The 23,511-nt window shown below is 61.3% G+C and carries 22 protein-coding genes; 12 read left to right on the top strand and 10 right to left on the bottom strand.

Annotation, left to right across the window (positions count from 1 at the left end; all coding sequences use genetic code 11):
* Window positions 1–44: 44 nt before the first annotated feature.
* On the bottom strand, window positions 45–263 hold the full coding sequence (locus W823_RS44690) for a hypothetical protein (protein ID WP_023958942.1): 219 nt from the start codon (window positions 261–263) through the stop codon (window positions 45–47).
* A gap of 884 nt (window positions 264–1,147) precedes the next feature.
* On the opposite strand from W823_RS44690, the gene W823_RS44685 reads away from it, so the two are divergent.
* Complete coding sequence (locus W823_RS44685; protein WP_235189560.1) at window positions 1,148–1,627, top strand: protein-tyrosine-phosphatase; 480 nt, start codon at window positions 1,148–1,150, stop codon at window positions 1,625–1,627.
* A gap of 603 nt (window positions 1,628–2,230) precedes the next feature.
* On the opposite strand, the gene W823_RS44675 is transcribed toward W823_RS44685, so the two are convergent.
* The 3 genes from W823_RS44675 to W823_RS44665 form a co-directional block, all read right to left on the bottom strand.
* Complete coding sequence (locus W823_RS44675) at window positions 2,231–3,007, bottom strand: enoyl-CoA hydratase (protein ID WP_023958933.1); 777 nt, start codon at window positions 3,005–3,007, stop codon at window positions 2,231–2,233.
* The gene (locus W823_RS44670; protein ID WP_023958931.1) at window positions 3,007–4,077 is read right to left on the bottom strand and encodes an enoyl-CoA hydratase/isomerase family protein; all 1,071 of its coding nucleotides are present in this window, start codon (window positions 4,075–4,077) and stop codon (window positions 3,007–3,009) included. Before W823_RS44670 ends, W823_RS44675 begins: the two co-directional genes overlap by 1 nt.
* 126 nt (window positions 4,078–4,203) lie before the next feature.
* Window positions 4,204–4,875, bottom strand: a complete 672-nt coding sequence (locus W823_RS44665) for a PaaI family thioesterase (RefSeq protein ID WP_023958929.1) — start codon at window positions 4,873–4,875, stop codon at window positions 4,204–4,206.
* A 241-nt stretch (window positions 4,876–5,116) separates the two neighbouring features.
* Here W823_RS44665 and W823_RS56650 point away from each other — a divergent pair, with 241 nt between their 5' ends.
* From W823_RS56650 to W823_RS44645, 4 genes are all read left to right on the top strand, one after another.
* On the top strand, window positions 5,117–5,926 hold the full coding sequence (locus W823_RS56650) for an SGNH/GDSL hydrolase family protein (protein WP_023958927.1): 810 nt from the start codon (window positions 5,117–5,119) through the stop codon (window positions 5,924–5,926).
* A gap of 855 nt (window positions 5,927–6,781) precedes the next feature.
* Window positions 6,782–7,450: a response regulator transcription factor gene (locus tag W823_RS44655; RefSeq protein ID WP_038253448.1), complete on the top strand. Its 669-nt coding sequence runs from the start codon at window positions 6,782–6,784 to the stop codon at window positions 7,448–7,450.
* Window positions 7,411–8,634, top strand: a complete 1,224-nt coding sequence (locus W823_RS44650; protein ID WP_023958921.1) for a sensor histidine kinase — start codon at window positions 7,411–7,413, stop codon at window positions 8,632–8,634. The genes W823_RS44655 and W823_RS44650 overlap by 40 nt, the downstream gene beginning before the upstream one ends.
* Window positions 8,631–9,710: a hypothetical protein gene (locus W823_RS44645; RefSeq protein WP_023958919.1), complete on the top strand. Its 1,080-nt coding sequence runs from the start codon at window positions 8,631–8,633 to the stop codon at window positions 9,708–9,710. Before W823_RS44650 ends, W823_RS44645 begins: the two co-directional genes overlap by 4 nt.
* Window positions 9,711–9,743: 33 nt before the next feature.
* Here W823_RS44645 and W823_RS44640 read toward each other — a convergent pair whose 3' ends face one another.
* Together W823_RS44640 and W823_RS44635 are read right to left on the bottom strand one after the other, a co-directional pair.
* Window positions 9,744–9,989 carry a LuxR C-terminal-related transcriptional regulator gene (locus tag W823_RS44640; protein ID WP_031332464.1) on the bottom strand — a complete coding sequence of 82 codons (246 nt, stop codon included), beginning with the start codon at window positions 9,987–9,989 and terminating at the stop codon, window positions 9,744–9,746.
* A 201-nt stretch (window positions 9,990–10,190) separates the two neighbouring features.
* Window positions 10,191–10,796 carry a sigma-70 family RNA polymerase sigma factor gene (locus W823_RS44635; protein WP_152538083.1) on the bottom strand — a complete coding sequence of 202 codons (606 nt, stop codon included), beginning with the start codon at window positions 10,794–10,796 and terminating at the stop codon, window positions 10,191–10,193.
* A 1,055-nt stretch (window positions 10,797–11,851) separates the two neighbouring features.
* Here W823_RS44635 and W823_RS58430 point away from each other — a divergent pair.
* Window positions 11,852–13,111 carry a hypothetical protein gene (locus W823_RS58430; protein WP_152538082.1) on the top strand — a complete coding sequence of 420 codons (1,260 nt, stop codon included), beginning with the start codon at window positions 11,852–11,854 and terminating at the stop codon, window positions 13,109–13,111.
* Window positions 13,112–13,674: 563 nt separating this feature from the next.
* Here W823_RS58430 and W823_RS59315 read toward each other — a convergent pair.
* Window positions 13,675–13,806, bottom strand: a complete 132-nt coding sequence (locus tag W823_RS59315) for a hypothetical protein (RefSeq protein ID WP_255326198.1) — start codon at window positions 13,804–13,806, stop codon at window positions 13,675–13,677.
* 117 nt (window positions 13,807–13,923) lie between these two features.
* Between W823_RS59315 and W823_RS58140 the strand changes: the two genes are divergently transcribed.
* From W823_RS58140 to W823_RS44615, 4 genes are all read left to right on the top strand, one after another.
* Window positions 13,924–14,073 carry a hypothetical protein gene (locus W823_RS58140; RefSeq protein ID WP_023958903.1) on the top strand — a complete coding sequence of 50 codons (150 nt, stop codon included), beginning with the start codon at window positions 13,924–13,926 and terminating at the stop codon, window positions 14,071–14,073.
* An 88-nt stretch (window positions 14,074–14,161) separates the two neighbouring features.
* Window positions 14,162–14,620: a VanZ family protein gene (locus tag W823_RS59645; protein ID WP_152538081.1), complete on the top strand. Its 459-nt coding sequence runs from the start codon at window positions 14,162–14,164 to the stop codon at window positions 14,618–14,620.
* A gap of 360 nt (window positions 14,621–14,980) precedes the next feature.
* A complete protein-coding gene (locus tag W823_RS44620) occupies window positions 14,981–15,916 on the top strand; it encodes a 1,4-dihydroxy-2-naphthoyl-CoA synthase (protein WP_023958901.1) in 936 nt (311 codons plus the stop codon).
* A 68-nt stretch (window positions 15,917–15,984) separates the two neighbouring features.
* The gene (locus tag W823_RS44615) at window positions 15,985–16,248 is read left to right on the top strand and encodes a hypothetical protein (RefSeq protein ID WP_023958899.1); all 264 of its coding nucleotides are present in this window, start codon (window positions 15,985–15,987) and stop codon (window positions 16,246–16,248) included.
* Between the two features lie 351 nt (window positions 16,249–16,599).
* Here W823_RS44615 and W823_RS44610 read toward each other — a convergent pair whose 3' ends face one another.
* Complete coding sequence (locus W823_RS44610) at window positions 16,600–17,559, bottom strand: alpha/beta hydrolase family protein (protein ID WP_051406547.1); 960 nt, start codon at window positions 17,557–17,559, stop codon at window positions 16,600–16,602.
* Window positions 17,560–18,092: 533 nt separating this feature from the next.
* Window positions 18,093–18,236 (bottom strand): hypothetical protein, encoded by a 144-nt coding sequence (locus W823_RS58135; protein WP_161634017.1) that lies wholly within the window; start codon window positions 18,234–18,236, stop codon window positions 18,093–18,095.
* 388 nt (window positions 18,237–18,624) lie between these two features.
* Between W823_RS58135 and W823_RS44600 the strand changes: the two genes are divergently transcribed.
* Complete coding sequence (locus tag W823_RS44600) at window positions 18,625–20,370, top strand: ABC transporter ATP-binding protein (protein ID WP_023958893.1); 1,746 nt, start codon at window positions 18,625–18,627, stop codon at window positions 20,368–20,370.
* The gene (locus W823_RS44595; RefSeq protein ID WP_023958891.1) at window positions 20,367–22,241 is read left to right on the top strand and encodes an ABC transporter ATP-binding protein; all 1,875 of its coding nucleotides are present in this window, start codon (window positions 20,367–20,369) and stop codon (window positions 22,239–22,241) included. The genes W823_RS44600 and W823_RS44595 overlap by 4 nt, the downstream gene beginning before the upstream one ends.
* A 5-nt stretch (window positions 22,242–22,246) precedes the next feature.
* On the opposite strand, the gene W823_RS44590 is transcribed toward W823_RS44595, so the two are convergent.
* Window positions 22,247–23,101: an oxygenase MpaB family protein gene (locus tag W823_RS44590; protein WP_031332458.1), complete on the bottom strand. Its 855-nt coding sequence runs from the start codon at window positions 23,099–23,101 to the stop codon at window positions 22,247–22,249.
* Between the last annotated feature and the right edge of the window lie 410 nt (window positions 23,102–23,511).

Genomic DNA, 23,511 nt, shown 5'->3' with positions numbered 1-23,511 from the left:
GCGCAAGCTATTGGCGCTGCTAACCGTCCTATTCTCTATTCCGACTACAAGAATCGTTCGGCGACAACGATTCCCGCGCCTGCCATGGCAAACGCCAGGCAGACCAGGAGTACGCCGGAGATCGCCTTCGCTGGGTGGGTCGTTCGGATTGTCTGATGTACGGGCTCGTTGGGGAGGATGAAGACCCTGCAGATCAGGAGACTCCCCGCCAGCGAGATCGGTACGGTCACAGCGAGGATGGCAAGCGCGATCCAGATAGACACGCCCGAATGATCGCACACGCTCGCCTGAGAGGGTATTGCGGACAGATCGTTCACCCTTCGTGCTACGAGCCTGTCCGGCCATGACGTGTCAACAGGCACAGCAATTGACCACCCGTTTCTTAGTCCGGGACCCGTCAAGCCCAGACTCATTTACAAACGACAATCAACTGCGGATCCGCGAACAGTAGTCGCGTTCCGACACCAGACGAAAACCCTGATAGGTCGTCACGATTTAGTTCGTCGCCGGTTGGGTGTAGAGGAACCCTGCGAGGTGCCCGGCACAGTGCTTTGAGAGACCAACTGCCCGAACCCGAATCGCGCGCGTCCTGCCACGGCGCCGTCTACCTGGCGAACTTTCCCTGGCTGTATAGCGGAGAATTCGGCTGTCTGAGTTGATTACCCGAGACGACGTTACCGCAGGCCGGCAATGAGGACGTCGCACGCGTCAGCGTCCGCGTGCCGTGCGGTGGCCAGGGCAGTCGCAGTCACACCGACGCTACCGCCTTGCTGGACAGTGTTTTTCGAATGGTGCCGCGCATGAGAGTCGGACCCACTCTCGCGGCCATCCTGAGTAACGGACGAAAAGCCACGGTGTCCGCTCGTCGCGACCATGGCAACGGAGCGCCTGGGTGAGACCGTACAAGCCACAGACCGCCACTGGACGCAGTACCCGTGAGCACTGCACTGGACCGGCGGAGCGGCCAGCCTCCCAAAATCACGTGCTCGAGCTAGTGTTGACAGCCACAGAGGAGGTTGGCACGTGAAGTACGGGGTCGTCTTATCGATTGCTTGCACTGCCCAAGCCTAATCTCTCGTGAATGATCTGCTGGCGGTCGTGGCACCTGGCATCGTCGTTTCATCCGCTGAGACCGCATACTGAACCGGTGAAAATTCTTGTGGTGTGCACCGGGAACATCTGCCGGTCGCCGATTGCGCAGCGGATGCTCGAGCAGCGGAGCACTGACCTCGGCTTGGACTGGACTGTCTCCAGCGCCGGCACCCGCGCAATGAACGGCCACGACATGCACCCCGAGAGCGCCCGGGCTCTGAGGGACCTCGGTCTCGATCCGGGCACCTTTGCCTCCCGGCTCCTGACTCCGCCCCTCATCGCCGACAACGACCTCGTCCTGTGCCTGGCCCGCGAACACCGGGCCGCCGCCCGCCAGCTGGCGCCGATCCGCTGGCGCAGCATCATCACTCTTCGCGAAGCGGGGCTCGACCCAGCTCTCGGCACCGACCCCAACGCCGCGTCCCTCGACATAGCCGACCCTCTGGGCAAACCCGCCGCCGAGTTCGACAGGGCAGCAGCTGAGATCGCTGACGCGGTCGAGGCGGCGATCGCAGTGATCGGCCCGAGGCGGTAGCTGCCACTCAGCGCGTATCGGCCGCACACACCTCACACAGCTCGTAAGCGGATCGTGGCCGTCTGCTGCACACGATGCACCAGGCATCCGCGACCACCGCAAACCGTCGATGCGCCCAGTAGAAGCCAGCGAGCAGGATCGTCAATGATACGGCGATCAACATCACGCCCCCTAGGATCACCGACCCAGTTGCCAGGAGGCAGAACCCAGCGACAAATGGCACGCCGCCAATGATCACCGGCATGTAGACGGCCGGGTTTCGCGGGTCCAGTGGACTCGGTCGCTTGGCGGGTGCCACTAACTGGGCGAGTAGGTGTACGCGACGAACATTATCGCGGTGATCCCCGCGAGCAAGATCGCACCTGTCAAGATGCGTACGCGCTGAGCCTGCTTGTAGATCTTTCGTGAACTCACGGCGATGATCATTGCCGTACTGAGACACGTTGCGCCACTTGTGATCTCTTTTTAGTACGAACGTGCTACACCGGTATGACTCTTACGTTCACAAGCGAGCTTCACGGGCAGCTTTTGACTCACCACTGGAATTGCAAATTCCTTGCGCGCGTTTGCAAGTACAACATTCTGCGATGCAGACAGATCACCTCAGCGATGGCCGAACCGCGCCTCGCGCTTCTCCACAAATGCAGCCATACCCTCGGTCTGATCATCGGTCGCGAACGTAGAGTGAAATACGCGCCGCTCGAACAGGACGCCTTCGGTCAGTCCCACTTCCTGTGAGCGGTTCACTGCCTGCTTGGCCAACATGGTGATCGGCAGCGACAACTCCGCGATGGTGTTGGCCACCTCGATCGCATCTTCTAGGTACGACTCGGTGGGTACCACCCGCGAGACGAGCCCTGCGCGCTCAGCCTCGTCGACCTTCATACGCCGGCCTGTCAGCACCATGTCCATGGCCTTGGCTTTACCGATAGCGCGTGTAAGTCGCTGTGAGCCACCGATTCCCGGAATCACACCCAGGTTGATCTCGGGCTGGCCGAATACAGCGTTCTCTGCGGCGATGATTATGTCGCACATCATGGCCAGCTCGCATCCGCCGCCGAGGGCGAACCCGGCCACCGCAGCAACCACCGGAGTGCGGACCTCGGTGAGGTGTCCCCAAGCGCTGAAGAAGTCTTCGGAGAGCATGTCGACGTACGACTTGTCGGCCATCTCCTTGATGTCAGCGCCAGCGGCAAAGGCACGTTCGGAGCCCGCGATCACGATGGCACCCACAGACGCATCGGCGTCATACGCCTGCGCGGCTCCAACCACCTCGGTCATCAGCTGAGAGTTCAACGCGTTGAGGGCTTTTGGCCTGTTCAACGTGATGATGCCGACTCGGCCCCGCTGCTCGGTGGTGATGGTCTCAAAGCTGCTCATCAGAACGCTCCATTCGTCAGTACAAGATCGTTGGGCACGGGGGCGAAGAAGTCGGCAACCACGGCGGGATCAACCTCGGTCAGTCCTCGCGGTGACCACTTCGGCGAGCGGTCCTTGTCGATCACCTGGGCCCGGATCCCTTCCGCGAGGTCGGGATGGGTCAGGAAGTGGATCGACACCCGGAACTCGCTCTCCAGGGCTTCTTCGAGAGTCGTGTCGGCCGATATCTGCCGCAACGACCGGATGGTCACCTCCACTGACGTGGGCGATTTGGCTCCCACCACGTTCGCTGTGTCGTGAGCATCGGTTTCGTCGTGTCCGCGCAGGCGTTCGACGATGCCGATTCCGGTGTCGGCCGTGAAGGCATCGTCAATCCAGTGGCGCTTGGTGAGCAGATCGGATTCAGGAGGAGCAACACAGAACTCTGCGATCGCTTCATCAACAGGCTGAGACGTGAGAGCGGACACAAACTTCTCGATGTTCTCCGACGGCAGGAAATGGTCGGCAAATCCGATGGCGATGGCATCGGCGCCGCCGATCTGTGCCGCAGTCAGGGCCAGGTAGGTGCCCAGCTCGCCCGGCGCGCGCGCAAGCAGGTAGGTGCCACCCACGTCCGGGGAGAATCCGATCCCCACCTCGGGCATTGCCATCCTCGTCCGATCGGTGACGATCCGAGTGTTGGCGTGAGCGGACACTCCTACTCCCCCGCCCATGACGATCCCGTCCATCAGGGCTACGTACGGCTTTGGATAGTGGGAGATGTACGCGTTGAGGATGTACTCGTCCCGCCAGAAGTGCCCTGAGGGGGTATTGACTGCATCGTCCAAAGTGGTTGCAGCCGAGGCGTCTCGGTGGATGGCGACGATATCTCCGCCGGCACACAATCCGCGTTCGCCGGCGCCATCGAGCAACACGGCCTCGACCGCGTCGTCATCGGCCCACTCTCGCAGCGCCGCGTGGATGGCGGTCACCATCTCGTGCGTCAGCGCGTTGATCGCCTTCGGCCGGTTCAGGGTGATGCGGCCGATCCGACCCTCGGTTCGAACAAGGACGCTGCTCTCGTCTGACATGACTCTCCATTGATCGACTGCCGGGCGCCTCACATAGTTGCATATCCTAGTATTGGCAGTCCAGGGCACCTGAGGAGCCGCACATCGCGTTGCTGGCCGCCAAGCACCCGACAGCGCGGCGAGCGATCAGGGTTGGCCCGGTTTCAGCTTGATGAACAGCCCATCGGCTTCGGCGCACAGCACATCCCCGTTGTGCAGAGTGGCCTTGATGAAAACCTTGCGTCCTTCGATCCGGTCTACCCACGACCGGATCGCGAGCTCGGTGTTGAGCGGGGTGATCGCGCGGTAGTTGACAGTCAGATATGCCGTCCTCGTGACACCACCCGAACCGAGTGCACCGGCCATACCCATCAAGTCGTCGAACGCCACCGCCACCTGACCACCGTGGGCAGCGTTGTTGCCGCCGAGGTGGTAGCGGCGGAATGTCATACGCGCGCTGACGTTTTCGGCACTCGCCTCGTCCAGTTCATACGGAGGCAGTGTGATGTTGCCTCGCGCCGGCAGATCGATCCGCCCGCCGGACGGTGCACGCCACTCATCGATTGCGACCTCGTCCAGCTTCTTGTTCAAAACCTGGAGCGTCTCGATCACCTCGGTGGTGAGTTCTTCGCTGGGACACGCCGCCTTCACCCGGTCCATGAAGGTACGGACTTCCTCGATGAACTCGCCGTACCGCGGACCTCCGCGCGTCAGGTCGATGTCGAACGTCGGCCGGAAACCACCCTCGTGGTGCACCTCATCCGCCTGAGCGCTTTCGAACTTGGCGGCAGATTCTTCGAGCGGGCTGTCCTGAGTCATGACCTCGACACTATAGATCTGGGTAGAACACGTTTCGCCTGCCTCTCCTCGTCATGCCGACAGTCGGATCGTCCATGGACTGATGCCGTTCGCAGCTCGACGTGCGTCGGAAGCTCGACGTGTTGATCGGCAGACGCAGAGTATGTTTGTGACCGTCAGTGTCACGGACGCGTAGCTCGAATGGATGACATCCAGGCTCTGATTAGGCCATCAAGAGTGAGCACATAGAAGATGTCTGGTTGTGAGTTCATCGAAGGTGCGGCGCCGCCGACAGATCCGCGACGCGTTTATCGGCAGCATGTTGATCCTCGGAATAGCCACGGTAGTCGGCCTCGCAGTATGGGTTGACAAGCACCGTGCTGGGCAATCGGACAGCAGTGCTCCAGTGGTTTCCGCAGAATCGCTGAACCCAGAAGAACCTCTGCGCCCGGCATTCGCGTTCATCGGTGACTCCTACGCATATGGCGAGCGATCGAGCAGCTCGGCCCGCAGCTACCCCCGTCTCGTCTGCGCTGCCCGCAACACCTTGTGCGACGTGAATGGTCAGGTCGGAACTGGCTACGTCAACAAGAGCGCGATCGCAGGTCAGCAGGTGTTCGCTGACCGCATTCAATATCTAGCTCTAAACGGGCGTGCACCGGACTTGATCGTCGTCCAAGGCGGCGTCAACGATTCAGGCAAGGCCGACGAAGTACGGGCTGCAGCGTCGAAGACGTTTGCTGCGATCAAAGCGGCATTTCCGAATGCGAGGGTGCTCGTCGTAGGCCCGGTGATCGCACCGGGCGCCAGGGCCGCGGACATGGTCCGGGTGCGCGACGCGATACGCGCTGCCACGCGGACGGCTGGGGGCACGTTCCTTGACCCCATCGCCGAGAAGTGGGTTCTCGACCCAGCGTTGTTCGACGCCGACCGCGTCAGCCTGAACGACAGAGGCCACAAGGTTTTTGCTGATCGGCTTCTTGAGGGAATCCCGTCATTGGTCCCGATCCAGTCTGCGCCCCGCACACCGTCACAAGCATCGATTGCGCCAAGGCCATCGCCAGGCCGATAGCGCGCTGAAACGAACATGCCGCATTCACGGGTGACAGATTCAGCCGGACGAAGAGCTGCTTCCGGCTACAAACGCCAGGAGCGAACTGCGCACCCGGGGTAATTCCTGAGCAGAGGAAACCATCAAGAATCCTAGATCCGACGGGCGTCCGAAATCCGCTACTCATCGCTTTTGTGAGCGTCTGTGTCACTTCCGGTCCCGGCGGGCCATATTTCGAATGCGCCAGTTGCACAGTCGATCTCGTGGGTGAATGATCGCGCCATGAGCTCACGCGAGATGTACAAGCAGGCCCGTCGAATACGGATTGCGATTGGTTTGATTCTGTTAGGCGGGATCGTTGCGATCGCTATGATCGCCATGACGTACAACCCGGGCTGAGACCGGCCTCTGCATCCGCCTGTCTGACTTAAGGACTCGAATCGTGCCCCTGCCTCAGCACCATCGACCCAGCAGGCACCAAGACTCGTGATCTGACCCTGCATACATGAGGCGGGCGCCTACGGTGGTTCGATCAGACGATCGCCGAAAGCATGCGTACGGTGCACGCTGGGATCTGAGTCTCGCCAGCTCAAGCGTTCGTCGGCGCCCGTTCGCTTCAAGTGGTGACGTGAGGCCCCGGCGCCGCTTTGATGCCGGGGTCTCACGTCCGGTTCTTGAGAAATCAGTCCCGATAGTTATCGGTCTTCGAAAGCACGCGGGCTAGTCCCGTTCAAGCTGCGTTTAATGTGCCGCGATGACCTACCCGCCCGTAAAGGCGGTGATGCGAACAGAATCCGAGGCCGCGGGGCCACACGCGGGAAGGAAGAGTCTGCGGTTACACAGTGCGCGACGACGCCGTAGTTCATGATTGTCGCCATGACGTCACACCCGGAAGGTCAGCGAGGACGGATTGGGGTGGTCGACGATCACCCCTCTATCGTGACCGGCCTACGTGCAATCCTCAAAGAGCAAGCTGATCTCCACTTCGTCGCGGGCGCAGCGACCGTGCCAGAGCTGCTGCAGCAGACGCACGAGCTGGATCTGGTGGTCCTCGACCTGCGGCTCGAGGATGGGTCATCACCGCAAGCCAACGTCGAAGCCCTCCTCGATGTAGGTATCCCCGCCATCGCATACACCTCCGGCGACGAGGCGTATCTCGTGCGGCTGGCTGCCAGCGCTGGCGTTCGGGCCGTTTTGCGTAAAAATGTGCCCGATGAGGTGCTGTTGGAGGCGCTGCGGGCAGCGTTGGCCGGTCAAGAAGCTCCGACGGTGGATTGGGCGGCAGCGATCGACGCCGACGAGGACTTTGTCGATCTGTCACCCCAGCTACGACGCGTGCTCGAGTTGTACGCGACCGGCGAATCCACCGCTGGTGTAGCGAAGGCGATGAACCTGTCGGCGGAAACCGTGGCCGATTACGTCGGCCGCATCCGAAGAAAGTATGTGGCGGTGGGTCGACCGGCCCCAACACGATCCCATCTGGTGCTGCGAGCGATTGAGGATGGATGGCTACCGATTCCACGACGTACACGCCGCCGGCGCTGACGACCGACGGCCCGAACGCGGCTCTCGACCGCACCGCCGGGCGACGGATCCTGCGGCAATTCGCTGTATTCATCGCCTGCGGCTATTTGGCCTACCTGGTCTTGACTCTGCCGGCGATCACCGCGTCGCTGGAGGTCATGCACCTTGGGTGGACGATCCCCGCATTGCTCTGTGTGTTTGGGCCAGGACTGGCCCTTGGTCCGTTGGCGTGGCGGGCGCCCACCCGCCGACTCAAAGTCGCTGCCGCGGCCACCGCTCTGGGCTACATCGTTGCGGTGGCCACGTGGTGGTTCGGGTGGACCGGGGAACATCTCACCGGCAACACCGACATCTGGTTCTCGTTGTTTTGCGGGCTAGCCGCAATCGCTGCCGCACTGGCATTGCCGCCGCGGTACTCCTTCATCGTGCTGGTCGTTGTTGTGGTTGCTGCCACCGTGATCAACCACGCCGTCCGAGCGCCAGAAGCCAACGGGCCGTTGGTGCCCGACATCGCGTGGGCGTTCGCCTTTTCCCTGGTGTATTTCGCCGCTGCCGTGATGGGGATGCGCACGGCCGCGGTTCTCGATGACACTCGCGCACAAGCGTATTCGGTCACCGCCGAGGCCGCCGCAGCTCAGGCCCGCAGCACAGAACGGCAGCGGTTCAATCAGCTCACCCATGACGGCGTCATGTCGACACTGCTCGCCGCATCCCGCCAAGGAAACTCCAGCCAACTAGCCCAGCAAGCGCACGCCACACTCACTGACCTCGACGCCATGCGCGAGGGCACCGACACCACCGAAACACTGACCGCCGAGGCCGCCATGGCGCACATCCGCCTCACCATCGCCACGGCCGATCCTCAAGCGCGACTGCAGGTTCACGAGCAAGACCACCCCGCGAGGCCATTGCCGGGCGCAGTCATCCGTACGATCGCCGCCGCAGCGGCCGAGGCAGTGCGCAACAGCAACCGTCACGCACACAGCACCACACCCACCGCTGTCACCGTGTTCCTTAAAGGGCCGACGCTTACGGTCGTCGTCGCTGACGAGGGTAGCGGCTTCAACCCGCAGACCGTACCCGCCGATCGGCTCGGAATCACCGTCAGCATCCGCGACCGCATGTCCGTCATTGGTGGGTCCGCGGACATCGACTCAGCGCCGGGGCGCGGCACCCGAGTTACTCTGCGGTGGGTGCTGAAATGATGATCACTCCACCCCAACGTGGCAACGAGGACGTCCGCGACCTGCTGGGTATGCGAACGCGCGGCGCATGGCTCATCGTCGCCGCCTACATCACCGCGATCGTTGTCGTCACCGTTGCGACAAGGAACAGTTTCACCAGCGCCTGGCCGGCCGTCCTCGGAGCGCTCATTCTGATCGCCGCGACCGTCGCCTTGATACTCGTTCCCGGTGACCCACTCCCGGTCTGGCCCACCGTCGCACTGACCGCGGCCGGCCCGATCGCCTGCGCCCTGGTGTTGTCGGTGACCCCCGCCGTGCTGGACTCCTCGCTGCAGACCTGGATTCACGGAGCCGGCACCACCATCTACTGCTACATGAATGTCCGGGGTCGCCGAATCGCTCCCTGGATCGGATTTGTCGGCATGGTCGCGGTGTTCGCAGTCTGGTCCATCCGCACCGGGCACGGAGCCGGCTACGGGGCCAGCCTGGTCATCATCGACGCCGCACCTCTAACCATGGCAGCGTTGTTGTCATTCACCTTGCGACCAACCGCGAAAGCCGTCTTCTCCCTTCGCAATCAAACCACCGAACGAATCGCTGAACTATCAGCTCAAACCGCAGCGGCCCAAGAACGCAGCCGCCAAGTACGCCACCTCGACACGCTGGCGCGGCCACTCATGGAACGCATCGCCAGCGGCGACACCCTCACCATGGCCGAACGAAACCAATGCGCCCTGCTCGAGGCACATCTGCGCGATCGCTTACGCGCACCCATCCTCTCGACGCTCGATCTCGATGACGCCGCCTACCAGGCCCGCATTCGCGGGGTGGAAGTCGTGTTCCTCGACGACTCCGGACCCGCCGGACCCGACCCCGCCGTTGTCGACACCGTCCACGCCGTCGCCTCCCGAGCCCTCAACGAGGCTGATGAGGGAACGGTCTGCGTCCGGATGTGGCCGCCTGGGCGTCCAGTCGTGGCGTCAGTGTTCACCACCGACAGCAGCGGCAGTGAACGCGCAGAAATCGAGGCTTCGGGCACCGTGCAACGAACAATCAGCACGATGCATCCAGATCTGGACAGCGACAGCATCAGGTGAATGTCCAAGCTGCGGGCTCGCCCTACGAGGTACTCACAGGTCGTCGAGGTCGATAACACCGTCTTGGATGGCCCTGGCCAGGAGCGCGGCTTTGGTGGTCGCCGGCCGACCGACCTCGGCGTATTTGTTTCGTATTCGCGTGATGTGGGTGTTGACCGTCGATGACGTGATGAACAGGCGCGAACCGGCTGCCTGCTTGCTGTCGGTGAGGACCCACGCCCTCAAAACTTCGATCTCGCGATTGCTTAGCTGGGGTTTCTGCGGGGGGTCTGACGCCATGACTAAGGCGGGTTCTGTCGGCGCGAGCTGTGCTGTGTACATGGTTACTCGATTCGTGCGAGGCACCGCATCTGCGGTAGTTCAAGGTTCGAATCGAAGACTAGGTTTGTGGGCGAGATACGAATAGAACCCTATTCGAGGGGCCCCCGGCCAAGGGGCTTGCTTACCGTGTCTAAACAACGGTGTATTCGGCAGACGTTATCAGGCGCAGGCGGCTTTACAGTCGGTGGTGGCGTGCAACCCGCGCAACTGATTGAGCCCGTCTCGAAGACGGGTTTTGAAGGTCGGCACCGGAACGTTGAGGCGTTCAGCGCCCTCTTTGTGGGTCAGGCCCGCGTAGTAAACCAGCGTGATGCTCTGTTGCTGCAGCACGCTGAGTGTGGCTACGTGGCAACGTACCTGGCGATGTTCCTCCCGCAAGAGCGCCTGTTCGTCGGCGCCACCGGCGTGAGGGACCTCGGCCGCACTTACAGTGAACGTCTCGGTGCGGCGCTTTTCGCGTTCTTCAGTCCGGACCCGGTCGATCGCACGGCGATGACATATCATTATCAGCCACGACAAGGGTTTACCCATCGCAGGTTGGTATAAGTGGGCCTTCTGCCATACCTCCAGAAAAGCTTCTTGCAGGACTTCTTCGGCATATCCGGTGTCTCGGACAGTCTGGTAGATCAATCCCTGCAGCCGCGATCGCGTAGCGAGGTAGAGGCGATCGAAAGCAGCGGTGTCGCCCTCTCCCACGCCACGCAGAAGCATCTCTAGGTAATTGGTTAGATCAGCGTCGGCGTCGCCGGGTGGCACTGCGGTCACGCTCGGTAATCGACGCCCGCCGCCGGCCTGTTACCGGGCACCACCACAACAACACTCATTCTCCGTCCCAATCACTGTGAGTCGATGAAGAAAAGTGCTTCTTCCACGTAGTCAGGATCGAGTCGACATCACCCTGTGCCCGGCGCCAAGACCCCCGCTCGGCAGCCATACCCGCAGGTCGACGCGTTGGAGCCCCTGAAACGTTGGGTCAGCGAGACGCTCACCTTGAAAGCTCAGCAACGCGGGGCGGTAGATCGTTCGTATGAACTTCTATTGGGCGGCGCAACAACAGCTTTGCGCTTCCTCATAAGTACGCTGCAAACTACTGCGGTCCCAAAGCCCAACGACGAGGATGAGCACGGTCGGTATTGCCTGAATGGCGTTGCCGGGAAGCTGATTCAGAATCATAAGGCGGCGAAGATCGGCGCCGGATTTCCGTTGACGCAAACGTCCATTTGTGTAGTACGAATGCGCGCTTTCGCCGCCGGCCCGTTGATGATGTGCTGCTTGCGGGCGGGTACTGATAGGAGTCGTCGGTGAAGAATCCGTGGTTGCGGAGTGTCTCTATGGCCTTAGTAGTCGGACTCATGTCATTGCTTCTACCGGCGCATCTAGCTCATGCGGGTCCGGAACCGACTCTGTCGGATGTTGACCCCCAAGCTACAACCGAAATGGAGACCGAACCTCCCGTCGAGCTCCCGGCCCTTCCCGACGTCGACAGCGCGACGCTCCCTTCTCCGTCAGTCACTTTGACAGGCGTCCCTGTGAGCTCCGCCAGCGAGGCCGAGGACAGCGCGTCCGTAGCGCCTCCCGCATCTGTTCCGCCGGTTTAACCGGACAGCGAAGACGAATCGAATAACCCAAGAAATAGGCCGGTGCCGACAACTGCGACGCCGATCGTGGAGTTGGCAACTTCTGAATCGACGACGAGGGCCCCCATAAGCGCCCCGCCGAGTCCGTCCCCAGAAAGTCCAGTGTCGCCTCGGGCACTGGCGTCCAACTTGGCAACAGGTGCTGCCACCGTAACGGTCCCCGCGTCAAACTCCGATGCAACGGTGTATGAAAACCGCACTGGCGCAGAGATCATGGTCGACGTCAACGTCGACGGCGTTAGAACCAACCACGTTTATCCGGCGGGCGACACTGTTTCGATTCCAGGATGTCCGGCGACGGCGCAATCGTGTTCGGTCGGCTTTTTCGACCTGCGCGACACGAATACACCTCTAATGTATCGATCGCTCGATAATCTTCCTCCGGTCCAAGTCGGGAACTACGTAACGGACGCGATGGCGACCGGGCCGGGAGTCGGAACGGGATTCTCGGGCGATCAGCACGCCTTGATCTACTCAAATCGGACTGGTCGCCAGATGGAGGTTTCGTTCGATGATGCGAGTGGCGAGTTGCAGACCTTTGTTGTTCGTGACGGGGAATCGGTAGCGCTTCCCGAGTGCAATATCAATACCGGCGCCCGGTGTCATTACATAGTCGGCAGCGGGAACGCCGACTCAGACCCGTCGAACGATGTTGTCGAGTCGGTCACCGCGGTAGACCAATCCGGAACGTCGTACGTGAACATGTCGGAAAAGAACAGCCCTTTCCTGGTGACGAGCGCAGGCGTGCTGTATTCCAATAACTCGTCTGACGTGGTGCAAGTTTCATTCGAGGACCCTGCGTCGGGTAATCAGACCTTGGTCCAGCTTCTGCCTGGCGAGGCGGTCGCATTGCCGCAATGCACGCTGTCGCCGGGAAATAGGTGCATGTACATTACGGGAGAGCCACCGTACCTAAATAATCCCGTAACGCTCAGCATTGGCGTCACTGACGCGTTGAAGGGTAACCCGACGAATACCACGACCATTTCATCAATTCCCGGTACGACTACCAAGACTTCGTCAACGACCACCACAGTTAGACCTAGTAAGACTACAACCAAAAAGCCCTCGACTCCGAAACCGACAACTTCAAAACCGGCAACGCCCCCCAAGAAGTCACCCAAGCAGTTGATCGAGTCGTTGACTCAAGCGCAGAAGGAGTTCAATTCTGCCGTTGTTCAATACATCAGCTCGTTGCCTGATATTGTCAAGCTTGCTGTGGAGAGCGCGCAACGGGATCTGAATAAACGGATGACTGATCTGATGAATATCGCGAAAACGGCCGGGTCCTCGATATCGGCCGAAGCTCGCCGAAATATCGAACACCTGGATAGGCAGCTCAAGGACGTAGCCAAAATTATTAAAGTGGCTCGGGGCGCTGGTCCCGTCGGCGTTGTGCTCGGGTTCATATGGGACATATGGGATGCTCCAAAGGCTGGCTAACGCCGCCTTCGTTCTACACCGTTTTCCTGTTTACGCCGGAGGTTACGGAAATCAACCTCCTCCGCCCGTAGGTCCAGGATTGTTTCGGTCCGGATTCTCGGGAGAGGCGCTGGTGGTCCGCCGCTCTCTCAGGGATTGGCAATGGGATCCCGCTCACCCGAACCGCATCGGCACTGCCATGCTTCGCGTGACCTAAGAACCCGCGCGAGGCGCCAATCAGCTACGCCGTCATCCCGGGCGAGCGACACGGCAACGCTTAGCAGCAGAACAGCCCGGCCACCCGAAGCATTTGAACGCGGTCAAAGGCCGCGGCAACGAGACCTGCCGATCGAGTGACGCTCCAGCCCGCAGCGGTCACGTGGGATTTACACGACTCTTGGCTTGGTGCCGAGAGTGCTAGATGCCTCCGTGGATTCCGACGGCCTGGCGTAGATTTCAGTTCGAGGCTCGGCACGTCCGGCTTCTCGTCAGGGCCAGATCCTGCGGGACTGGTGTCAGACAGACTCCGACGCATCGAAGATGGCGGCGATCGTTCGAGCGCCATGCCACCTGCGATGGGCCGGTCACATCAGCAATGGTGGCGGCAATGCGCCGGAGCGCATGAGTTTGGCCACTGTCTCCCGCAGCCGTCCGATCATCCGCTCCGCCACGATTGTCACCCGCGTCCACCGACCTGCGCGCTCTTCATCTGACAACGTCGGCACCTCGTCGAGCGACGTTCCCACCAGCGGCGCGGGTCAGGGCGCCGGGAGGCAGATTGCAGTTAGATAACACAAGGTGTTCTTTTTCTCGATCCGGGGAACCATGGTCACATGACCAGTGCACTCGAGGACTCGCGGTTATTTCGGATTGATCATGTAGAGGGTGCTCGTGTTGCCCGTGGCATTCTCATCGCCGGCGCAGCCTCCGTGGCCGTGTGGGTGGCCGTCTTCGCTGGGCTGGTGGCGTTGTTCGCCTTCTGATCGCTCAATCCTGGTGTGCGGGTCAGAGCTTAATTCGTTCGGCTAGTCGAATGTGTCGCAGAGCCTCCTGCGTGCAAAACTCTGTCGCATGACAACCCGCCGGCGACATCGTCCTATCGTCGGCTCACTCATCGTCTACATCGCGGTCATCGGAGTCATCACACTCTCTCCTCGCAACGACTCTCGAGGCAGTCCTTTGGCTGACGCGGTTCTCGATTTCCTTGATCGTTACGAGGCGACGGCTTGGATAACCTTCTTTACGCTCGAACGCTCTGCCAATGTCTTCCTATTTCTGCCGCTCGGACTCCTTCTTGTTGCCACACTCGGCCGTCGTCATTGGGTTTCGGCAATAGGGTTCGGGATTCTCTACTCGGTAATGATCGAGTCCTGCCAGGCAATGTTTCTGCCAGGACGTGTCGCGGATCCAATCGATGTGTTGATGAACGGTCTTGGGACAGCAATCGGAGCCACTCTGACGAGCGTGACCATCCGGCGATGCCAAACCAAAAGATCGAACGGTGAGATGCGAGGCTCGCCCGCCTCCTAGAGCCGGCTACGATCAGGACGACCAGCATTCGATCCCAGTCCTTCAATCAGCAATAATTGGGCGCCGTCCACGGTGTTGCAATAGCGCTTAGATAATTGCGATTTGAGAAACGCATGTCGTAACTGAAACACTCAGTCTTTTTTTGTAACGTCTACGATATCGCGATGGGATCTCGGGGAATATACAAACGCCGACAGCGGATCCAACTAGCCGTCGGAATAGTTTTGGTAATACTAATCGCTGTGGTTCTTCTCGTCGCGACTACGTATCAGCCTGGGTAGCAAGGGGCAAGCGAACGATGCGTCAGGCATCTCCCCGTCGCGCGATCGCGCACATCACCACGACGTAGGCTCGAACACCATGAGCACACCATCTGATCAGCCTTTTGATCCCACGCAGTGGCGCGTTGTCGACGGTTTCGACGATCTGACCGACATCACCTATCACCGGCATGCCGGTGAAGGCCGGGTCCACGGGATTGTCCGGATCGCGTTCGATCGTCCTGAGGTGCGCAACGCTTTTCGTCCACACACAGTGGACGAGCTCTACCGCGCACTGGATCACGCCCGACGTAGCCCGGATGTGGGAGTCATCCTGCTGACGGGCAACGGCCCCAGCGGAAAGGACGGCGGCTGGGCCTTCTGCAGCGGCGGCGATCAGCGAATCCGCGGGCGTTCCGGCTACCAGTACGCCGGTGGCGACACCGCTGACACTGTCGATTCCGCCCGGGTGAAGGCCGAGGGCGGCCGCCTGCACATCCTGGAAGTTCAGCGACTGATCCGCACCATGCCCAAGGTGGTGATCGCCGTTGTCAACGGGTGGGCGGCCGGCGGTGGTCACTCGCTACACGTGGTGTGCGACCTCACCCTGGCGTCGCGCGAACATGCCCGCTTCAAACAGACCGACGCCGATGTGGGTTCGTTCGACGCCGGGTACGGTAGCGCATACCTCGCGAAACAGGTCGGACAGAAGAACGCTCGAGAGATCTTCTTCCTGGGCCGCGCCTACGACGCAGAAGCCATGCAGCGCATGGGGGCGGTCAACGAGGTCGCCGATCACGCCGAGTTGGAAACCACCGCGATCGAATGGGCCAAGACCATCAACGGGAAATCACCTACGGCTCAACGCATGCTCAAGTTTGCGTTCAATCTGACCGACGATGGTCTGATGGGCCAGCAGGTGTTCGCCGGCGAAGCAACCCGGCTGGCCTATATGACCGACGAAGCCGTCGAGGGCCGGGATGCGTTCTTGGAGAAACGTTCACCGGAGTGGGAAGAGTTCCCGTTCTACTACTGAAACGGGCGTGGCGATTGTCACCCGCTCTAGGGCGAACCCGAGCGCGGTGACGACCACATACTGGTCTGATGATTCCACCAGCTCTGTTCTACGGCCTGGTGCTGCTGAACCTGCTTTTCGTGACCGGCGCGTGGTGCTTGGCTCGCCCCAGCCGCGCGGCGGCAGTGATCCTGATACTTGTCTCGATCCTTTGGGTGTTGTTCAACGGACCGATCGAAGGTCATGTGTTGCTGTCGTACACATACCAAAATGGGCTGACCGAGTCGGATCTGTTGTCGCTGGTGGGCGTGATTATCGCTATGCGCGCTTTCTGGCTTCGCAAACGCTGGTAATTCACTTGTGGTAGGCGCTTTCTGATCACCTGATACAGTCACCAATTCGGTGGACATCAAACAGATGACTTTTGTAACGATTTGCTCATTGAATGACCAAATCGCTCACACAAGATGTGATGGTTGTTTCTGCTGACGTATTCAAAGCTTCGAGTACCGGGGTGGCCTGACGGCACGGTCAGCACAGCCGTATCGACGAAAGGGACTATATGCTTTCCACATTCAATATCGACTTTCTAGAAGTTCTTGCCTTCCTCGTCGGCTTGGCCGCCGGCTAGGCAACAGTCTCCGCAAACCAAAACACGCCCCCAGCAAGCGCTGGGGGCGTGTTTCTGTGCCTATAAGGCCCGCTCAGGCGCCGATCGCTCCGCCGAGCTGCGGCCACGAACGATGCAGCTGGTCCTGCCAGTAACCCCATGAATGGGTGCCCACCGGCGGAACATCAAATGTCGCGGGAATCCGGAGCGTATTGAGGCGGTCCGCAAGCAAAGCCGTGCAGATCCCGGTTGCGGCTTCGATTCCGCCACCAATGACCACCTGATCGGCGAGCTTCGTCGGGTCGTTCACATAAGCCAGGCTTTCGTACGGGCCCGGAAGGCCTGTTGCATTCGAGATGTAGAGCGAATGGCCCCGCAGACCCTCAGCATTGAGGATCGGGTCGTTTTCACGCCATCCCGGGCCGTCGTAGGGGCCCCACATGTTCACAGGGTCACCGCCGCCACGAGCCTCCACAGTGATGCGGATGTATATCTGACCCAATCGGCTCGCCGTGGTGGCACAGCCGCTGTACGAACCCACGGCTTGGTAAAGCTCCGGATGTTCGATGGCGAGATTCAGCACCGAGGTGCCGGACGACGAGATGCCCGCGATCGCGTTACGACCCGAAGTGTTCAGCGCCTTGTCGATGATGGGCGGCAGTTCCTTGCCGAGGAAGGTCGACCACTTGTTGCGGCCGAGCTCCGGATCATCCTGTTGCCAGTCGGTGTAGTAGCTGAACGCGCCGGCGTTGGGGATGACCACGTTTGCGTTCTTGTTGGCGAAGAAGTCGACGACGTCGGTCCTGGCGAGCCACGTGGCCGCATCCTCGCCGCCACCGGCACCGTTGAGCAGGTACAACGTGGGCCGCGGCGCCGATTGGTCCTTCGGCAGGATCACGGACAACGGGATGTCCCGGTTCATGGAAGCGGAGTACACCACCAGATCGAGCCGCTTCGGTCCGACCTTGTTCACCGCTTTGAGAGTCGAGCCGCCCGGGGACGAGATGCCCGGCGTCGGGATCATCTCGGCAGAGGCGGGGGCCGCAGTCAGCATCGATGCACATGCCGCTGTGACCACGGCTGCAGACAGCAGGCCACGCCAGGATCGGGCAGGGAAGTTCAGTCGTCGCACAGTTCGCGTCACGGGGGAACAATATCCTGGTCATCGGTCTCGTGTGCGCCCAGTAGCCGATTCGATATCCACCTGTCCAAAACGCCAGGTCAGGGGCTCGATCGTCAAGCTGCCCTGGCGGCCAACCGCCTTTGCGACAGATCCAAATGCCATTCGCGCCCGGCTGAATCCAGTCCACCGGGAGTTCACCGGACGTTTCAGGATTGTGCACTCTAGACACCAATTCATTAGAATAATTCGCGAGTTGAAAGACTTAATTCTCGCTGGTCAAACGTACTTCAAGGCACCCCTTGGCCTTCTTTTCACATTGCTTTTCCTCGAATGGGGTGACAAAGAGAATCGAAGATGCCATGGTGGATATCGGCTCGGTTAGTCGGGGGATTTAAGTACACGAGCATGCGCCTCGGCAAACTCCGGCCTGTTCATGTATTCAACAGAAGGAGATTGCAATGGGTTCACTCGAAGGAATTGATTTCGTTGCGTTGATCGAGACTCTTCTCGGCCTCCTTGGTGGCGGCGGCGAGACCGAGACGCCCGCTGGCTAGAAGCTTCACCGCGTCCCCGGGATGACCCGTCATCCCGGGGGCGTTTTCTGTCACCCACTCCACAAAAGACAACTCGTCGCTTGTCGGTCGCAGCGACCTGTTGTGGCGCAGCACTTTTGGCGTGACCTGCGTGATCGCTTCCTTGGCGAACTATCCACCCGGAAATGCTGACAAGACGGCCCGGAGATGACATCGTGAGACCGGTTCGCCGCGAACACCGGCGGACAGCTCACCGTCGACGACCTGAGCAGAACACCCCCTCACCACCGAAAGGCACGAAATGACCTCGTCAGAATCGGGTTTGATGTACTTCCTCCAGCTGCTCGGCGGACTTCTCGCCGGCCTCGCCTCGGGAAGCGCGAACTAGAAACTCGAGTCTTAGTTCTCTATTGATTACGCGTCCCCGAAGCGCTTTCTTGCGCTTCGGGGACGTGTGATGCATATGATCAAACCCATCAAGCGACCACTCAGAGCTGTCCTACTGCCGCACCTACGGCCCTTCCGCTGGGCCCTCGTCGTGCTGTTTGTTCTACAACTCACGGCGGCGGCCACCACCCTGTTGCTACCGAACTTGAACGGCCGTCTCGTCGACGACGGCATTGCCCGCGCCGACATGGACGCGATTGTCACCATCGGCACGATCATGCTCGCGCTCGCACTCACCAACCTGTGCGCCTCGGTCTTGGCCACAGTGATCGGGTCCCATATCTCGACCAGCGCCGGCCGGTCCATCCGGAACGCCACGTACTCCCGAGTGCAGTCGTTCTCCGACACCGATCTCCAGAAGTTCGGTATCCCCACTCTGATCACCCGCAGCGCCAGCGACATCAACCAACTTCAGCTGGCTGTGTTCGTCGTGATGACAGTGCTCGCGTCCGCGCCGGTGCTTGTCATCGGCGGAACGGTGATGGCCTTGAGTGAGAACTACAAACTGGCTCCCCTTGTGGTTCTTGTGGCAGCCGCGCTCACTGCCGTGGTCATCGTCATCGTTCGCAAACTCATTCCCTCGTATGAAAAGTTGCAGATGCGCATTGACCGCGTCGGCCGAGTTCTGCGGGAGCAACTCACGGGTATCCGCGTCATCAGGTCGTTCGGCCGCGAGGAACTCGAGATGTCGCGCTTCGATGCCGCGAACACAGACCTCACCGCAACGGCGCGACGTATCGGCGCCCTGCAGGCTGTATTGCTGCCCAGCATCATCTTCATCGCGAATATCGGGGCGGCCGCGGTGATCGGCGTCGGCGCCGTTCTCGTCGACAATCAGACGATGGAGGTCGGCGGCATCATCGCGTTTGTCGGATACCTGACCCAAATCCTCATCGGACTGTCGATCGGCGCCGCGATGATCGCACTCATCCCGCGCGCACAGGTCAGCGCCCGTCGGATCAAGGAAGTGCTCGACACGGAGCCGTCGGTGCAGGATCCACTGACCGACCGGACACCGTCAACGCGGACGGGCTCGCTGCAACTCGAAGGCGTCGGCTTTCGCTATCCCGGCGCGCAGCATGCGGTGCTCATCGACATCGACCTGGTGTGCCGCCCTGGAACGGTCACCGCCGTACTGGGCGGAACCGGCGACGGCAAGAGCACGCTGCTCAAATTGATTCCCCGATTCAGCGACGTCACATCCGGGCGGGTGCTGATCGACGGAGTGGACGTGCGGGAGCGGCGACGAGAGGTGTTGCACGAGAACATCTCATACGTCTCGCAGGTACCGTCGTTGATGTCGGGGACGCTCGAAGCCAATCTGCGGCTCGGATGCCCAGAAGCCACCGACGAGGACCTCCGCGCCGCCCTCACCACGGCGTGCGCGTCCGACTTCGTCTTCTCCCACGAGATGGGTCTTGCACAGCCGGTACGTCACGGCGGCAGGAACTTCTCCGGCGGCCAACGGCAACGCCTCGCCCTCGCCCAGGCCATCGCCGCCAAACCGCGTCTACTACTGCTCGACGACCCGTTCTCGGCCCTCGATGCGGAGATCGAGAGTGTCATCAAACGCCGACTGCGGCAGTCTCTTCCGGAGGCCGTCATCCTCCTGACTGCCCAGCGGGTGTCGTCTGCCAGCGGAGCAGACACCATAGTGATCCTGACCGACGGCCGCATCGACGCCCGCGGCTCGCACGACGAACTGTTGGCCTCCAGTGCCACGTACCGCGAGATCCTCGATTCCCAGGCTGCCCTCGCATGAATCTGAAGTGGTTGCTGGCCAGGCTGACTCATGAACGCCGCAAACTGTTCACCGTCGGGTTGCTGGCATCGACCAACGTCGCGGCACTGATCGCCGGACCGCTGATCTTGGCCGGAATCATCAACGCCCTGTTCACCGGTGCCATCGGCATGACACTCCCCCAGGGGTTGTCAGCCGCCGAGGCGGAGGCCCAGCTGCGCGCCGACGGCCGCGGCAGCTACGCCGACGTGGTGGCCGGGGCCGACGCCGTGCCCGGAGTCGGCATCGACTTCGGCACGGTCGGCACGCTTCTGGCCGTGCTCGTCATCGTCTACGCCATCAGCGCACTGGGTACGTGGACGCAAGCCGCGGCGGTGAACAACCTCACCCAGCGTGCGATGAACCGGTTGCGAGCCGACATCGAGTCGCACATTCACCGTCTTCCTGTCGCCTACTTCGACACCGCTGCGCGGGGCCAGATGCTCACCAAGGTGACCGCCGACATCGACAACGTGTCATCGGTGTTCACACCTCTGTTCGTGAAACTCCCCGGCGCAGTGCTGACCGTTGTCGCGCTTCTCGTCGTGATGCCGATCATCTCCTGGAAGCTGACTCTTGTTGTGCTCGCCTCCATTCCGCTGATCATCCTCGCGGGGGTGTTGATCGCCAAACGCTCACGACCCCACTTCCGAGATCAGATGGAGGCAACGGCCAGACTCACCTCACAGATCGACGAGAGCTACGCCCAACTCCACACCTTGCGGGTCTACGGGGCGCAGAACCGGGCCCGTGACGAGTTCGAGGCCACCACTGAACGGCTCGCACGGTCATCACGCACCGCGCAGTCGTACGCCGGCTCCGTTTCGCCCGTCCTGCAAGCAATCACCGCATTCGGATATCTGACAGTCGCTATCGTCGGCGCAATCCAGGTGGTCGGTGGATCGCTGACCGTCGGGCAGGTCCAGGCCTTCGTGTCGTTCTCGAGGATGTTCAGTCAGCCCGTCAACGAACTCACCTCGATGATGGCTCAACTCCAGGCCGGCCTCGTATCACTCGGCCGCATCAAGTCTTTGCTGGCCGAGCCCGTCGAAGACGCACCGGCGATCGAAGACTCGGCAAAGCAGACCATCGGACGTCACAGTGCACCACCGGCCATCGCATTCGACAAGGTGCGCTTCGGATATCGCCGGTCCACCGAGGACGACACCAAAACCATCGACGTCATCAAGGACCTCTCGATGGAGGTCGAGGCGGGGTCAACGGTAGCGGTGGTCGGGCCCACGGGCGCCGGCAAGACCACACTCACCAACCTGCTTCTGCGGCTCTACGATCCGTCCTCCGGATCAGTCCTCGTGGACGGCGAGCCGATCAACACCGCACCCCGATCGTACGTACGTGGCCAGGCGGCGATGGTCACCCAGGATCGCTGGCTGTTCACCGGCACCATCGCCGAGAACATCGCGTTCGGCAATCCATCTGCCACCCGCGCCGACATCGAGGAAGCAGCTCGCGAGAGTCACGCGCTGCAGATCGTCGAGGCCCTGCCCGAGGGCTTCGACACCGTCATCGGCGACGGCGGAACCACGCTGAGCGAGGGGCAGATGCAGCTCCTCACCATCGCCCGGGCCATGATCGCCCGACCGCGCATACTCGTGCTCGACGAGGCAACCAGTGCCGTCGACTCACGCACCGAGCTGCTCATCGCCCGAGCGCTCGAGGCACTCACCACTCGCACCACCACCATCGTTGTGGCACATCGACTTTCCACCATCCGCGAGGCCGACAGCATCGCGGTCATCGAAGACGGCGTGGTGGCAGAGCAAGGAACCCACGACGAGCTCTTGGCCCGGCAGGGACGTTACTCGGTGATGTACAAGTCCCAGTTCGAGTGATCGGGTCACACCAGCGGTCGGCCCAGTCGGCTACGCATCCGTGCATCCCAGAGAAGTAGTCGGAAACCCAACTGGGAGAGCCATAGTGGCGTCTTGCGTTCTTTCTGGACCAGTTTTTCCACATAGTCGTCGAACCACTCTTGGTCTCCCTGCGTCCACGGAACGCGCAGCGCCTCCCGAAAGGGCTGGGGCAGATACCCGATGGTGCGGCGGTATTTGACCGGCCCGTAACGCTTCTTGATGGCGGGGTGCGCGTAGTCGAAGTTCGCGATCCCGAGGAGGAACTCACGCACCTCGTCGCTGATCGAGATCGTCGCGGTCTGCTCATCCCAGTACTCAGTGAACGCGTCGCGGTTGGCGGGCCAAGCCTCGGCCGGCATCTGCAGGGTGGTTCCGCACACTTTGCCCTGTTGATAGAACACCTCACGCAGCTCACCGGTCAGTGGACCGTGCACGCGTTCATAGATGTCTTCCCAGCCGAAGTACAGACAAGCGGCGACCCACAACTGCAGGTCGATGTTCATGGCGTTGTACGGCACCGGACTGTCATCGTCCGACCTGACTTGCACATGCTGCCGATTGACGGCCTGGCGAAACCGACTGCGGTCGTCGGCGTTGCCGAACACCGCCACCGCCAAATACGACCCCGTGGTTCGCGCACGCTTGATCGGGTGCAGATCAAGACGCCCGTTCTCCACCTTGCTCCGGGCCACGCCATAACCCACCGCCGGATTGGCCAGCTGCATGATGACGTTCGACGTGCTCATCGTGCGCCCCATCGACAATAACGACCTGGCGAACACACTGCTGTCGAGGCTGTCCATCTCCTCCCGGGACATCCTCTGACTGTTCTGGCTCATCCATCCACCCTTCTATCTGATAACAGGTGTTTCCAGATTAGCTGGTGGTGGAGTTTGGTGGGTGGGTGGTGTTGGTCTTGATCTTGTGTGGGGGCCGGGCGGGGCTTCGGCTCCAGTGCGCCAAACTCGTGTTGGCTCGGTCTACAGACCGAGCGAATCCCGGCGGCGCGAGCGCACCTGAGCCCGGGTGCACCAAACTCGCAAACGTTCGCCCTACAGACCGAGCAAACACCAGCACCCCGAGCGCGCGTTACTCGCAGCTCCCCCAACTCGCGTAAGCGCGGTCCGCAGACCGAGCAAATCCCAACTTCCCGAGCCCGCCTGAACCTCAGCTCACCCAACCCGCCAACGCGCACCCCGCAGACCGCGCGAGTCCCAGTATCCCGAGCGGGCCTCACCCCCCAGCCCAC

It is taken from the genome of Williamsia sp. D3, assembly GCF_000506245.1.
GTDB classification, from domain to species: domain Bacteria; phylum Actinomycetota; class Actinomycetes; order Mycobacteriales; family Mycobacteriaceae; genus Williamsia; species Williamsia muralis.
The sequence above is the reverse complement of the archived record's forward strand: the minus strand, read 5'-3'. Positions and strand labels throughout refer to the sequence as shown.